We start from the raw sequence: 14,577 nt of genomic DNA, 5'->3' as shown, positions 1-14,577 counted from the left end.
AATCAAAAATTCAGAAATCCTCTTGATTTTAAATATCTTACCCGAAGATAATAAATAAAACTGACGCATAAACAAAAAAAGAGTAAATTAACGGTATAAAAAATCACCATATACTGAATTTCAAGCTAGAATTTAATTGATTTCTATAAAAAACCCGATTCAAAAAGATACAAGCGTTGTACTATCCGTCAATGAAATCATGTCACATCAGATACCTTTATAGTCTACCATCAACTAAATCGCGCGGAATAAACGATTTGGTATCGAAAATAACTGCTCCTTCCTTTCTAAATTCCTCATATCCGACACCAAAGAACTGATGGTGAGAAACTGCCAGAATTAAAGCGTCATATTGATATCCAAACTGCTTTACCAGCTGAAAACCATACTCCTTTTCAACTTCCTGCGGATTAGCCCAGGGATCAAAAACATCAACTTCCAGGCCAAAGGAAAGCAGTTCCCGATAAATATCGATTGCCCTGGTATTGCGGATATCGGGACAATTTTCTTTAAAAGCAAAGCCCAGGATCAGAACTTTCGCACCACTGATCCTTTTATCCCTGGCAATCATCATTTTAATAACCTTGTTTGCAACAAACATCCCCATGTTGTCGTTAACGCGCCTTCCTGAAAGTATTACCTCTGGCTTATAGCCCAGGGATTCGGATTTGTAGGCAAGATAATAAGGATCAACACCAATACAATGGCCCCCAACCAGTCCGGGTTTATAATTTAGAAAATTCCATTTTGTAGAGGCAGCGGCCAGTACATCAGCAGTATCTATCGCCATTTTGTCGAAGATTAATGCCAGTTCATTGACAAATGAAATATTGACGTCCCGTTGCGCATTTTCTATCGCTTTTGAAGCTTCTGCAACTTTAATACTAGGTGCCAGATGCGTGCCGGCGGTAATAATGGAAGCGTAAAGTTGATCGATCTGAGTAGCAATTGCAGGGGTAGAACCCGAGGTGACCTTTTTTATTTTGGTCAGGGTGTTAATTTTATCGCCAGGATTAATACGCTCCGGCGAATAGCCACAGAAAAAATCAACATTATATTTTAAGCCTGAAATCTTCTCTAAAACAGGCACACAATCTTCTTCAGTACATCCAGGGTAAACGGTAGACTCATAAATTACAATGTCACCTGCTTTGAGCACAATGCCCAGCATTTTACTGGCTCCAAGCAGAGGCCCCAGATCTGGCCGTTTAAGATGATCAATAGGTGTAGGCACAGTAACGATGTAGATTGTGCAACCTGCCAGATCAGGGAGGCTCGCACTGAGCGTTAATCCTGTTTCAGAGGAAGAAAGTACAGACTGCAAATCATCCAAATTCGCTTCATTTGTCCGGTCATTCAGCTGATTTAACTCAGCTACGCGAGTCTCATTGGTGTCGAAGCCAACAACTTTATACTTTTTAGCAAATTCTATCGCCAGCGGTAGTCCAACGTAACCCAAACCAATAATGGCAATCTGCTTTTTTGTATTCATTTTTTTTCGGTGATTGAGCAAAGATAAGATAAATGGAGGATGCTTTAACCGGACTTGAATTAAATGCTGGCAATCTTTTAAACACAAAGGGCAGAGAAATATACATAAAACATGCTTAAATGCTCTTATGTGTAGAAATTTTGGGTATAGGCCTAGATCCTTTACTACACCCAGGATGTCAAAAATCTAAAAAAATCACCAATCATGCCATTGGCCCTGATTGGTGATTATTAAGGATATATAAACTATAATAAATATTATTTAATCTGTTTCAACAGATAACTTCCGTAACCACTTTTAACAAGCGGAGCAGCAATAGCTTTAAGCTGATCGGCATTGATAAAACCCATGCGATATGCAATTTCTTCAATACAACCTATTTTTAAGCCCTGGCGTTCTTCTATGATCTGCACAAATTGTCCGGCTTGCATTAATGAAGTGAAAGTTCCGGTATCTAACCAGGCTGTTCCACGGCTCAATACGCCAACTTTTAATTTACCACGCTCCAGATAAACTCTGTTCACATCAGTAATTTCATATTCTCCACGTGGGGAGGGCTTAATATTCTTTGCGATTTGGACTACCTCATTATCATAAAAATATAATCCAGGCACCGCATAATCGGATTTGGGTTGGATAGGTTTTTCTTCAATAGAAATAGCCTTTTTATCTGCATCAAACTCCACTACGCCATAGCGTTCAGGATCCGATACCTGGTAGGCAAATACCACCCCTCCATCCGGATCAGAACTGGCCTGTAATAATTTCGCCATCCCGTCACCGTAAAAAATATTATCCCCTAAAACTAAAGCCACTTTATCTTTACCAATAAATTCTTCGCCGATTACAAAAGCCTGAGCTAAACCATTCGGTTCGGCCTGTACGGCATAACTAAATTTGCAACCTAATGAAGCACCATCACCCAATAACTTCTCGAAATTTGGAAGATCGTGCGGGGTAGAGATAATTAAAATTTCTTGTATCCCGGCTAGCATCAAGGTAGATAAAGGATAATAAATCATCGGTTTATCATAAACCGGCATCATTTGTTTGCTACAGGCAAGCGTTAAGGGATGCAAACGGGTTCCGCTGCCACCAGCTAAGATTATACCTTTCATTAGTATTAGATTTCAGATTTGAGACATTAGATTTGAGATGAAAGCGCTATCTCAACACCTGTATTAATTCTATTTATTAATTTGTTTTATACACTCTACCAAACTATCTCTCCAATAAGGAATTTCGATATTAAAAGTTTCTTTAATTTTGGTTTTATCCATCACCGAAAATGCCGGGCGTGAAGCTTTGGTTGGGTAAGCAGAACCTGGAATAGGATTTACTTTAACCCTGGTTTCGCTAATGTCAAAAATAGCCTTTGCAAAATCGAACCATGAGGTTACCCCTTCATTGCTGAAATGATATACCCCATAAGCAGTTGATGAAGAAAGAATAATGTCAAAAATTGCATTTGCAAGATCAATAGCATAGGTTGGTGTTCCAACCTGGTCTGCAATAATATTTAGTTCATCACGCTCTGCACCAAGTTTAAGCATGGTTTTTACAAAGTTATTGGCGTATTCAGAATACAACCAGCTGGTGCGGATAATAAAATGAGCTGACAGTTTAGCTTGTACCGCCAGTTCACCGTCGAGTTTGGTTACGCCATAAACACTAATAGGTTTTGCTTCATCATCTTCCTTTAATAATTTCACTTCATTACCCTCGAAAACGAAATCTGTAGAAACATGAACTAATTTAGCACCGTTTGCCAGGCAGGCAGAAGCCAGATAGGCGGCACCAGTTTCATTAATGGATTTAGCAAGATCAACTTCGTCTTCTGCTTTATCAACAGCAGTATATGCTGCGCAATTGATTACAAAGCCTGGTTGCTCTTTCGCCAAAAGGTCATTCAAACCACTTTCATTTAGAATGTTGGCATCCTGTTCTGCAGGAAAAACAATTTCCGTGATTCCTCTTCGCTCAGCTACAACCTTTAAACACTGGCCTAACTGCCCACCAGCGCCAATTACTAATATCTTACTCATATATGCTGTAGTTCGGCAAATGGTTTTAAAAGTAAATCTTTATCAGAAACGGCCTGATCTTCTTCAGGGATTAACCAATCGATATTCAGATCCGAATCGTTATAGATCACTCCTGTTTCTGATGCCTTATTGAAAAAGTTATCACATTTATATAAAAATTCTGCGGTTTCACTTAAAACAGAAAAACCATGTACAAACCCTCTTGGAATATACAATTGCAATTTATTTTCAGCACTCAGGCGTACGGCAATGTGTTTTCCGTATGTTGGCGAACCTGGGCGTACATCTACCGCAACATCCAGCACTTCTCCTTTGGTTACCCTTACGAGTTTGGCCTGGGCAAATTCACCGGTTTGTGCATGTAAACCACGGATGACCCCATAAGAAGAATAGGATTGGTTATCCTGAACAAATCTTCCTGATAAACCAGTTTTATCTTCAAAGGTATTTTGATTGAAACTTTCGAAAAAATATCCTCTCGGATCTTCAAATACCCTTGGTTTGATAATCAGACAGTCTTTTAATCCTGTTTGTTCAATTTCCATTATTTACTGCTGTACTGTTGTTCGTAATAAGATTGATAATTACCAGAAGTAACATTGTTTAACCAGTCTTCGTTTTGAAGGTACCAGTCTACTGTTTTGGCCAATCCCTCTTCAAACTGTAAACTCGGCACCCAATCTAATTGATTTTGCAGTTTAGTCGAATCAATAGCATAACGCAAATCATGACCGGCACGATCGGTAACATAAGTAATTAATTTAGCTGATTCTCCGGTTTCGCGACCAAGTTTCTGATCCATAATCGTACAAAGCAAATTAATCAGATCAATATTTTTCCACTCGTTATGCCCGCCAATATTGTAGGTATCCCCGGTTTTCGAATTGTGGAAAATTACATCAATTGCGCGGGCATGATCTTCAACCCATAACCAGTCGCGCACGTTTTCGCCTTTACCATAAACAGGTACAGGTTTGTTATTTTTAATATTGTTGATGGCTAATGGAATCAGCTTCTCCGGAAAATGATGAGACCCATAGTTGTTAGAACAATTAGAAATCACGCAGTCTATGCCATAAGTATCATGATATGCCCTTACAAAATGATCTGAGCTCGCTTTTGATGCTGAATATGGGCTATGCGGATCGTAGGCGGTAGTTTCCGTAAACATACCTTCCTCACCCAAAGCACCATAAACCTCATCCGTACTTACATGGTAAAAACGTTTTTTATCATAATCACCTTTCCAGTATTCACGGGCAGCATTTAATAAATTTACAGTCCCAATCACATTAGTAATTACAAAAGCTGTTGGATCTGAAATAGAACGGTCTACATGGCTTTCGGCTGCAAGGTGAATTACGGCATCAAAGTTTTCGGCTTTAAACAAATCGAATATTGCAGTAGCATCCGCAATATCTTCCTTTACAAATCTATAATTCGGCTTATTTTCAATGTCGGTTAAGTTAGCCAGATTACCTGCGTAAGTAAGTTTGTCTAAATTGACAATTTCGTATTGAGGATAGTTATTAACAAAACGGCGAACTACATGAGAGCCAATAAAGCCCGCACCACCAGTAATTAAGATTTTTTCACAGTTATGATATTATTCAATCGGCTAAAATAGGTTAGATTTATGCAAAAAACAACTTAAATATTACATTCTTAAATTATAAAGTATTTTCGGAAGCGCAACAAGAGCAATGATGTAGGCCTGAGCAACTTGTTTTCATGTTTAGTACAAATCTTGGCCGAATAGCAAATATTGAATATTAATGCCTCCATTTCATACATTGAACTTTCTAAGAGGCAATGATTCATATGGCCAATTTAGCATCATTATTTTTTGAAGCATACCCTTATTTGTCGGCTTCTAATTAAATTAAGCAGGGTGCAGTTCATGTTTAATTAGGACAATACAGTTAAGAGAAGATATAGTAAAATCTGATGAAGTATATGTTAAAATAGATACTTAGCCTAAGTATGATAAAGCATAGTTAGCATATAATAAATATTTACAATCTCTCCATATACAAGGGAAACCTACATCGCCGCCACCGAACTTTCTAATTCCTTATACCAATCTTCCCCATATTTACGGATCAGTGGTCCCTTTAAAAAACTATATACCGGAACCTTAAGTTCGCGACCAAAGGTACAGGCATCATGGCAAATATGCCAGCGATCGTAATTGAGTACCTCAAATTCCGGATATCTGGTTATCCGAATAGGATACAGGTGGCACGAAATCGGTTTTTGCCAGTCTACTATACCCTGCTCGTATGCTTTTTCGATGGCGCATTTGGTAATGCCGCCTTCAAAAAGCACATAAGCACATTCTTTATTTTTATCTACACATGGGGTAGTTAAATCGCCATCTTCATCAACGACATAAACACCTTGTTCTTCAATCGCTTTAATACCCTTTTCGTTGAGCAGGTGTTTTATTTTCGGATAAATCTCTTCCAAAACGGCCTTTTCATCATGATCCAAAGGTGCACCGGAATCACCTTCCACACAGCAGATACCTTTACATTTGCTCAAATTACAAACAAAGTTTTCCTTCAATATATCTTCGTGCACCAGCACCTGTTCAACTTCTATCATCATTATTCTTTTGCTAAAGCATATTTCAGCCCATTGGCCGATTTTAATTCCATCGTAACTGCACCCACCAATATTTCAACCTGCGCCTTTACAGGTACCCGGTTTCCATCATCGGTTACCCAAAGGTATAAACGGCTATCCTTTTTAAAAATACGGCCAGGCTTAATTGACGGGCTAAATTTCAAACAACGGATATTACCCAGTTTACTCTTAACCGTTTCTTTGCCTACGTACTCTACCTCAAGCGCCGAAATTTCATCACCCAAAAAATAGTTCAGTTTAAACTTATCTCCAACTTTGATTCTGCCCATATCGAGGCTCCGGGCAAAGTAATAAGCCGAAACCAGATCGAAAGTCTGATTTGTTGGCGTGGTAAACGTTCCCCTGTTCGAAACTACTTTCTTTCCATCCTGATTAAAACGTGCCTTATCCTGGCGTCTGTAACTGGCCTCACGGATATTCTCCTGGTAGAAATAAGGTAAAAGATCTGTTTTATCTATGTATGAATCATAATGATCTCTTATCTTATAAAAAACATCAAAAGTTCCGGAGGTCTGCGCATCAACGGTAAGCTTGTAGGTAGGTTTGTTATCAAACTTTAAATCAGAATTAGTTACCTTAATAGTAGCTTCTGCCGCTGTGATAAACCCGTACCTTAGTTTATATTGCAAAACTTCGCCTTCCTGAAATACAGCTTCTTTCTTCAGGGGAAGTTCCTGAGCCATTGTGAAGAGACTGCATAAGCCTACCGTAACCGTTATAAATAATTTTTTCATTGCTCTTGTACTCATTTGTGTGTGTGTCTATAACCAGCATGAGAGATCCTGAACTAAATCCGATAATACCGGTTCAGGATGACGGACTGGATAAGGAAAGGTTTCCTTTAAAAGAAATTAACTCTTCCTCCATGAAGATATACAAAAAGCAATCCAAAATTTAATCTTTTCTTTTATATACAGGAACAGTAGAGCAGGGCTCGCCAAACATGATGCTTTTAACTACCGGGGTAAGCAGATTGGTAACCTCTACATAAGCAGCCACCGGTACATCAATTTCGCCGCACCCCTTTACCACCACGCGTTCATTCGCATAATCCTGCGGATTGATTTTAGCTAATGCCCTGGTAAATAAAATAGCTTCTAATGTATTTAAGTCTCCAAATACGACTTCATTAGCATAGGGTTTTAGCTTATTGGCCAGCAACATATATGCCCAGGTAGGTACAATGGCATCTGCAGAACAGGTGATGGCCACATTCTTATCCTGATACTGTGCCCAATCGTGATCCTTTATAAATGCCCGGAAATCTTTTTCCCTCAGCATTAAGCCGTGAAACAAATTATCTACGATATCGTAAACTACTCTTTCGCCTTTATGATAAAAATCTTCGAGGTTTAAAGTAATTAAACCGCTATTGGCAACCTTATTTATGATGTTTTCCTGAATTTCCATGGCCTTAAATAAAAAAACCGTCCCGACTAATCATCGGAACGGTTACAAAATTACGTATTTTCTAATTAATAGAATTTCACACGATTGTCTTTTATCTTGGCATTTTCCTGTAAAGCCTGGAAAGCCGCTCCCAATGAACGCTGACCTAAACTTAACAACATGCTTTCTTTTTGTTTAAACATATTTGCAATTGGCGCAGGGTTTGTAAATCCATCAACGGTAAATACATATACACCACGCTCGCCCTGAACAGGAGCAGATACTTTACCTGGCTGTGAACCGAATACGCTACCCACCAATGTATTTTCCTGGGCAACACCTGGAATTACAGGGTTAGCAAATACTACGTTCTGTACCGGATTAACCGGGCGGGCAACTTTAGCAGCAATCTGATCGATACTTCCCTTACCTGCATTGGCTAATTTTTCTTTCAATTGTTTTGCTTTAACCGCGTTGATTACCATCGGTTCGATTTCTTTCTTCACATCAGCTAATGATAGAATACCTTTCGGGCTGATGTTGGTTAAGCGTGCTACTACGTAAGCGTTGCTCATGGTATAAATTTCAGGTAAAACATCACCTTTATCGGCTGCATAAGCATCCTGGATTAGTTTACGTGGGTTATCTAACCCTGCAGCAAATCCTTGTGTTGCCGCTACCTTATCAGCTACAGCTACTTTTAATCCTTTTTGGGCTGCAAATTTACTGAAATCGTTACCTTTTACATCCGTTAAGAAACTGCTCGCAGCTTTATAAGCAGCTGCCTGGGTTTTGCTACTCGCTGCCAATGCTTTTTCTACATAAGCCAGTTTAACTACTTTAGAAGAACCGATTTGTTTTTCGATTTTAAGAATATGGTAACCGAATTGAGATTTTACGACTTTAATATCTCCTGCTTTACCATCAAAAGCAGCATTTTCAAATTCAGGAACCATTGCACCACGTGCGAAAGTACCCAACTCACCACCTTTATCTTTAGAACCATCTACACTGTAGTTTTTAGCCAGTTCAGCAAAATTGCCTCCTTTTAAAATCAATCCTTTTAATGAGTCAGCAAGTTTGATCGCTTTATCTTCGCCGCCAACTTTAGCCGGATCGATTAAGATGTGGCTTGCTTTTACCGAATCAGGAGAGATACGGCTAGCAACTACTTTCACAATTTTGTATGAGTTACCGCTTAATTTCGGCCCATAGAAACTGCCTGCAGGTAAAGCAAATACTGCCGAATCAACAGCCGGATCTAATTTACCTTTTGTTATATAAGTGAAGGGAACTTTTACATCTGAATTAATCGCTGCGAAAAGTGAATCGTTTTTAGCCACCTGGAAATCAGTGGCAATTTTATCTACCTGAGCTTTGATTGTCAACGAATCTGCTTTATTTGGGCTGATGCTGAAAGTAACATACTCAAAAGCACGTGTTTCCTGCGGATTGTTGAAACGCGCTTTGTTCTGCTCATAATATTCAGAATAATCAGCATCAGTTAATTTAACTGATTGATCAGGAATTGAAGCATAATCCAAGCTTATATATTTAAAGTTAGCCAGTTTGTTACGGTTGTTATACTCATCTGTAGCTTCTAATGAAGTTACATAAACCGAGTTACGGATTAAGTTAGAATATTTGGTTTGTAATGCCTGGTTTTTAATCTCCTCCTGTAACATGGTAGATTGTTGCAAAGCCTGAGGTTCTTTCGATTTCAAAAAATTCATCAGGGTAGCACGGTCTAACTGTCCGGTTTGAGGATTGGAAAAATACTGGTTAATCAGCGGACTGGGATTCTGGCCTTGTAATAAATCCAACAACTCATCTTCTGATACGGTTAAACCTAAACGATCATATTCTTTAGTTAACAAAACTTTTGCCAACTCTGCATTCCATGCCTGATCAACAGCCATAGCGGTCATCTGTGCATTGGCACTACCACCATATTGTTGTTTCATCTGGTTTACACCCTGATCAACCTTTGGTCCGAACTCATCAATATTGATGTCGTTACCATCTATAGACCCTACAACTTTTTGATTTGCCGACCAAAAAGGTTTACCCACGTTAATTGCATCACCTACTAAAAACGCAACAATTGCAAAACCGATTGCAAAGACCAGAATATAGCCTGCACGGTTGCGCAAAAATGTCATTAATCCCATATTGTAATTATAAATTTATTTAGTTCTTTTTTAAGAGGGCGCAAGATACAAATTTGCCTTAAAAAAGAAAACACAAAATTTTATTTATCAAGCGCTTAATTATTAAGGGGATGGAAGAGGTAAAATGGCAATGGAAGGCGGAAGATTTACTGCTAAAATTGACTTCAAAGCTACGGGAATTTCAATAGATGTTTAATCCTTCACCTATCTTACCTCCCACAGCGCATATCACATCAGGGCGTTACGCCTTCTTTCATATTCAATTCACCGTTTCCGCTATCCATTTCGTAGGTACTAAAATCCTGTGGTGCCTTAAAATTTATCCCTTCTCCTACGCTCCCGTCTACTCCCTTAACATATACACGCTGATTGGAATAGAAAATTTTCTTCGATTCATCCCAGATCAGTTCCTGAGAGGAGAAGGTATCACCCTTACTGCTTTTCACCACTACATTCTTCCTGAATTCAGTTTTGAGTTCATTATCTCTCCTGATGGCATAATCGCATACCAGATTTCCATCAATGGTTCCATTAGGATTATAAAAATCGATGTTTACCCCTTTGATCATCTCCTGATAAGCACTGCCGTTAGCGGGCGTAACCTTATCAAGTATCGGGGCAGTACCTTTTGCTTTGATCCTCGCAGAATCGCTGTAGATAATATCCACACCTATAGTGCGGTCGCGGGATAGGATGGTTTTATTTATTGAAACTGAATTTGCTTTTTTAGATCGTCGTCTCCACAGGAAGCCAGAAAAAAAGGCAACACCAGAAACAGACCATATAAAAATGCTTTCAGTTTCATTAATCTACACGGTACTTACGGAACCAGGTATCGTTCAGGGTAAAACCTAAATGGAAGTTAATATATTGCTCTTTAACCAGGTTATTATTTAATGTTCCTCTTTGTCCAAGTTCTGTTGTAAAATTGATTTTATAAAATGCAGTACCGCCATTAGCAGTAGGTAGCGGGAAACCAAAACCTAATGATGCTCCCATTTGTTTGATATCCTGATTACCGATCTTGATATAAGTTTTATCATAATTAACACCAATGCGGTAATCTATACGTTTCAGGTAACTGTTGTAAGAAAATGCATCTGGTGTCCATTGACCTCCCAACGAAGCACCCCAGCTATCTTGCAAACCCTGGTTTACATTATTGATACTTGTTGCAGACCATTTACCCATTCTAAAATCGGCACCAATTAACCACTTATCGTTCTGTTGGATAGCGATCCCGAAATTGTGTGTTAAGGGTAAAGTAAGATTGGATTTTCCGTTATTCACCGTATTTAACGTATCTGCCGCAGTACTTTCATTCCCATCCTGATCTCTTGTATACAGCGTAGCGTAAGAAGTTAGTGTTGAGTTTACTTTTCCGGAAGTGCTTCCGGAGTAACCCAAGGTAACAATCGTTTTCTTACCCAATGTAAAATCGTATTGAATACCGTACGAATAGCTTAAGCCGGCAACACTATTTTTGGTCTGAAGTTTTGCATTGTAAGAACTTGCACTGTTAAATTCAGTAGCGCGGCTGGTTTGAAGATTTCCGAAAATATATTCCAGGTTACCACCAATCCTTAAATGGTCGCCAAAACGGTAACCATAGCCCAAATAAGCTTTTGATAAACCACCTTCTCCTTCATAAAGCTGATTTAAGGTTGTGGTATCAACTTTCACGGTGTTCCTGTAATTATAACCCAGATCGGAATATGGTAAAATACCAAAACTCAATGCCGATCTTCTGGTAACCGGAGCTGCAAATGCCAGGTGACTAAAAGTAGAATTGAAACTTGACTCGCTTAAGTTGTTGCGTGTTAAATTGGTTACACTTGCACTCATACCAATATCAATTGTGGTTAACGAAATACCAGCATAAGATGCCGGATTCTGCATATTGATATTATTAAAACCGGTAACTTTACTTACAGCAGTAGAAATTCCGCCCATTGCCCTAAACTGGGGCAACAAAGATCCTTTTATATTTCCAAGTCCATATCTTGAATATGGTGATGAAGTGGTAACCTGCGCCTGAGCACTTAAACCACAAACTAGAACGAGTATGGCTGCAATATAATTTATTCTTTTGTACATTTTAATCTGCAATAGCTTCATTTAATCCTTTTAATACTAAGTAAGGATCTTTTATAATTTGAGGCGCAAAGATGCTGTTTTGTAATTGTTTATACAAAAAATTAGCATCTCCCCTGTTATAATTACCTTCAGAGCACTTTCTTTTTTATTATTTAGGGCGATAAAGCCTTCAATTTCGTTTATTATTCCCTGTAAAACGCCATTCCTGATTGCTGATTGTGTATCAGTACCTTCCACAATATCTTCATTTGCATCCCACTCTACCAAAGGCAAACGGCCCGTAAATTCATGTACAGCCCTGAACCGCATTTTAATGCCCGGACTTATGCTACCGCCAAAATATTCCTTGGAACTGGTTAAAACATCATAAGTAATACAGGTACCGGCATCAACCACCAAACTTGCATTTGCCGGATGCAAACCATTTGCGCCCAAAATAGCCGCCCACCTATCTAATCCCAAAGTAACCGGCGTTTTATATCTATTTTGTACTCCGGTCGTCAATAGCGTTGAAAAACGGATATATTCAGTATGCTTTTTTAAAAATACTTCTAACGGTCCGATTTCCTGGTTAACACTACTGATGATAGATTTCGCCGGCGAAAACTTCTCAATCAATTGAGCCAGATCAAGTATTCCAATTTTATTGAAACGCTGATGGTGAACAATTTCTTTATTTGCAAAAACACCAACCTTAACAGCAGAATTTCCAATATCAATGCTTAGCCTACGCATTTAAATTCTCCCGTTGCAAATAATATGTTCTTAGAAATTCCAATGACTCCATTTTTTATCCATCTTAATTAAAACTAAAAAGCTTTAATTTTAAAATCATCCACAAAGCTATTAATCTTTGTTAAGTTTCGTTCCGGTTATTTGTTAAAAAAGGTTAAACAAACAGAAAATACTGTATTGAAAGCACAAATAAAACGAACAATGTTTCATAAAACCAACGCTTTTTAGCATTACTAAAATAGTAAGCCAACAGTACCGATCCCGGTGGTACACAAAGCAAAAAATGCCAGGTCCTGAAATCCGGTTTCAGGTAAAAACTAGCTGCTGAAACAATAAACATGAAAAATAACAACTGAAAACTTTTCCGGGTGCTGATAAAACTCCTGAAGAAATTTTCACGTAGCTGTAGTGATGCCAGTATGATAATTACTGTAACCGGGATAAGCACCAAATAATCGTTATAATTGATTTTAAACACCGAAGGAAACTTATTACCCAATGGCTTCCATATCTGATAAAAGGAGCTTAGATTATCATTCCAGTAATAAAATACGGCCAAAAAAAAGAAAACGGTGATAAAACCAATTAAGCCTGCCACCCATTCGCGCCAGTTAAATGACCTAAAAAGCAACAGTGCTAAAAAGATCATCATTAACATGGTCATAAACGGAAAGTAAATGAGTGTCCCAACTGCAATAATCATCCCGATATCGAAAACAGTGGTAATGGAATTCGCACTCTTACCCAGTTTTAAAAACTTATCTATAATCCAGATCAGCAGAAAGTTGCATAACAATGCCGGACTTAGGATCATAAAAGGCATAAATAAGCTTGTTCCTGTGATAAACATCAGCCCTGGCAGGAAACTGGGTTTGGCCAATAAATTATGATTATTTACAATCCGGTTGAAAATTAATGCCTGCACATAAACCAAAAGTGCCGCAATAAAAATATTGGAATATGGCGTAAAGACATTATCTAAATCAATATTGATCAGCAACCGGGCAAAAGGTTCTAAAAAATCAAAGTTCAGCTTATCATGCGTTTCCTGAAAAATGGCAATACGCAAAAAGAACGTGTATGCCAGCAAGAATACGAGGTTAATTGGATTTAGCTTTCTAAACTGATTAATCATGCCTTTAAAAGAGTAGGCAAAGTAAAGAAAATAATTTAAGACTAGGGGAAGAAAGATTAAAGCGGAAAGGCAAAAGCGGAAAGCTAAAAGACCAAAGCTTAATCGGAAAGAACTAAAGGGAAAATTTATAGTCAGATCATTATAGAATTGTCAGTCTGAGCGGAGTCGAAGACCATGTGGCAAGTGAAGAAGTATATACTGAAGAGCGAATGTGTTATTTTTTTGAAAAGCAGGTTCCTGTTCGTTTCGCTTCAGGTAGTCCTGCCATCCGCTTTATCCCGATGAAAAATCGGGATGCCCGCTTCTGTCAGGTTTAGATAACAATGTTACGGTGCGGTAACTAAATAAGCGAAAATAAAACATCATCTCATTAAAGATACCCAAGCTTTGTCAGTCTGAGCGGAGTCGAAGACTGGTTGACAGGTAAAAAGCAAAAATGCTAAAAAAAGATGCTCTTGTTTTTTGAAAAGCAGGTTCCTGTTCTTTTCGGTTCCGCCAGTCCTGCCATCCGCTTTATCCCGATGAAAAATCGGGATGCCCGCTTCTGTCAGGTTTAGATAACAATGTTACGGTGCGGTAACTAAATAAGCGAAAATAAAACATCATCTCATTAAAGATACCCAAGCTTTGTCAGTCTGAGCGGAGTCGAAGACTGGTTGACAGGTAAAAAGCAAAAATGCTAAAAAAAGATGCTCTTGTTTTTTGAAAAGCAGGTTCCTGTTCTTTTCGGTTCCGCCAGCCCTGCCATCCGCTTTATCCCGATGAAAAATCGGGATGCCCGCTTCTGTCGGGTTTAGATAACAATGTTACGGTGCAAGAAAACGTTCGAGCTTATAGTCACTTATGTCTTACATGGTTCAAAAC

13 protein-coding genes are annotated in these 14,577 nt (G+C 38.6%); all 13 read right to left on the bottom strand.

Annotation, left to right across the window (positions count from 1 at the left end):
• Positions 1-217: 217 nt before the first annotated feature.
• The gene (locus tag ACQ86H_RS01875) at positions 218-1,492 is read right to left on the bottom strand and encodes a nucleotide sugar dehydrogenase (protein WP_431293675.1); all 1,275 of its coding nucleotides are present in this window, start codon (positions 1,490-1,492) and stop codon (positions 218-220) included.
• A 257-nt stretch (positions 1,493-1,749) separates the two neighbouring features.
• Positions 1,750-2,610 (bottom strand): glucose-1-phosphate thymidylyltransferase RfbA, encoded by an 861-nt coding sequence (rfbA, locus tag ACQ86H_RS01870; RefSeq protein ID WP_431293674.1) that lies wholly within the window; start codon positions 2,608-2,610, stop codon positions 1,750-1,752.
• A gap of 69 nt (positions 2,611-2,679) precedes the next feature.
• Complete coding sequence (gene rfbD / locus ACQ86H_RS01865; protein WP_431293673.1) at positions 2,680-3,537, bottom strand: dTDP-4-dehydrorhamnose reductase; 858 nt, start codon at positions 3,535-3,537, stop codon at positions 2,680-2,682.
• Positions 3,534-4,082 (bottom strand): dTDP-4-dehydrorhamnose 3,5-epimerase, encoded by a 549-nt coding sequence (gene rfbC / locus ACQ86H_RS01860; protein WP_138818925.1) that lies wholly within the window; start codon positions 4,080-4,082, stop codon positions 3,534-3,536. Before rfbC ends, rfbD begins: the two co-directional genes overlap by 4 nt.
• The gene (gene rfbB / locus ACQ86H_RS01855) at positions 4,082-5,125 is read right to left on the bottom strand and encodes a dTDP-glucose 4,6-dehydratase (protein ID WP_431295511.1); all 1,044 of its coding nucleotides are present in this window, start codon (positions 5,123-5,125) and stop codon (positions 4,082-4,084) included. The genes rfbC and rfbB overlap by 1 nt, the downstream gene beginning before the upstream one ends.
• Before the next feature lie 455 nt (positions 5,126-5,580).
• A complete protein-coding gene (locus ACQ86H_RS01850) occupies positions 5,581-6,144 on the bottom strand; it encodes a DUF3109 family protein (protein WP_431295510.1) in 564 nt (187 codons plus the stop codon).
• A gap of 2 nt (positions 6,145-6,146) precedes the next feature.
• Positions 6,147-6,920 (bottom strand): DUF3108 domain-containing protein, encoded by a 774-nt coding sequence (locus tag ACQ86H_RS01845; RefSeq protein WP_138818927.1) that lies wholly within the window; start codon positions 6,918-6,920, stop codon positions 6,147-6,149.
• 160 nt (positions 6,921-7,080) lie between these two features.
• Positions 7,081-7,596, bottom strand: a complete 516-nt coding sequence (locus ACQ86H_RS01840) for a DUF2480 family protein (RefSeq protein ID WP_431293672.1) — start codon at positions 7,594-7,596, stop codon at positions 7,081-7,083.
• A gap of 65 nt (positions 7,597-7,661) precedes the next feature.
• Positions 7,662-9,746 (bottom strand): SurA N-terminal domain-containing protein, encoded by a 2,085-nt coding sequence (locus tag ACQ86H_RS01835; RefSeq protein ID WP_431293671.1) that lies wholly within the window; start codon positions 9,744-9,746, stop codon positions 7,662-7,664.
• Between the two features lie 233 nt (positions 9,747-9,979).
• Entirely contained in the window at positions 9,980-10,414 is a 435-nt protein-coding gene (locus tag ACQ86H_RS01830; protein ID WP_431293670.1) for a hypothetical protein, read from the bottom strand.
• A gap of 136 nt (positions 10,415-10,550) precedes the next feature.
• Positions 10,551-11,843 (bottom strand): OmpP1/FadL family transporter, encoded by a 1,293-nt coding sequence (locus ACQ86H_RS01825; protein WP_431293669.1) that lies wholly within the window; start codon positions 11,841-11,843, stop codon positions 10,551-10,553.
• 51 nt (positions 11,844-11,894) lie between these two features.
• Complete coding sequence (locus tag ACQ86H_RS01820) at positions 11,895-12,578, bottom strand: type III pantothenate kinase (protein WP_431293668.1); 684 nt, start codon at positions 12,576-12,578, stop codon at positions 11,895-11,897.
• Between the two features lie 154 nt (positions 12,579-12,732).
• Positions 12,733-13,713, bottom strand: coding sequence for a DUF6427 family protein (locus ACQ86H_RS01815; protein WP_138818933.1), 981 nt, complete (start codon positions 13,711-13,713; stop codon positions 12,733-12,735).
• Positions 13,714-14,577: the final 864 nt, after the last annotated feature.

The organism is Pedobacter sp. P26 (assembly GCF_050632135.1).
Taxonomy (GTDB): domain Bacteria; phylum Bacteroidota; class Bacteroidia; order Sphingobacteriales; family Sphingobacteriaceae; genus Pedobacter.
This window is presented reverse-complemented; position numbering and strand designations above follow the sequence as displayed.

Bases quoted from the DNA above. Each gene is read 5' to 3' on its own strand.
- ACQ86H_RS01825 (WP_431293669.1), bottom strand. From the start codon at position 11,843: ATGTACAAAAGAATAAATTATATTGCAGCCATACTCGTTCTAGTTTGT.
- ACQ86H_RS01835 (WP_431293671.1), bottom strand. From the start codon at position 9,746: ATGGGATTAATGACATTTTTGCGCAACCGTGCAGGCTATATTCTGGTC.
- ACQ86H_RS01815 (WP_138818933.1), bottom strand. From the start codon at position 13,713: ATGATTAATCAGTTTAGAAAGCTAAATCCAATTAACCTCGTATTCTTG.
- ACQ86H_RS01820 (WP_431293668.1), bottom strand. From the start codon at position 12,578: ATGCGTAGGCTAAGCATTGATATTGGAAATTCTGCTGTTAAGGTTGGT.
- rfbA (WP_431293674.1), bottom strand. From the start codon at position 2,610: ATGAAAGGTATAATCTTAGCTGGTGGCAGCGGAACCCGTTTGCATCCC.
- rfbD (WP_431293673.1), bottom strand. From the start codon at position 3,537: ATGAGTAAGATATTAGTAATTGGCGCTGGTGGGCAGTTAGGCCAGTGT.
- ACQ86H_RS01845 (WP_138818927.1), bottom strand. From the start codon at position 6,920: ATGAAAAAATTATTTATAACGGTTACGGTAGGCTTATGCAGTCTCTTC.
- ACQ86H_RS01840 (WP_431293672.1), bottom strand. From the start codon at position 7,596: ATGGAAATTCAGGAAAACATCATAAATAAGGTTGCCAATAGCGGTTTA.
- ACQ86H_RS01875 (WP_431293675.1), bottom strand. From the start codon at position 1,492: ATGAATACAAAAAAGCAGATTGCCATTATTGGTTTGGGTTACGTTGGA.
- ACQ86H_RS01850 (WP_431295510.1), bottom strand. From the start codon at position 6,144: ATGATAGAAGTTGAACAGGTGCTGGTGCACGAAGATATATTGAAGGAA.
- rfbC (WP_138818925.1), bottom strand. From the start codon at position 4,082: ATGGAAATTGAACAAACAGGATTAAAAGACTGTCTGATTATCAAACCA.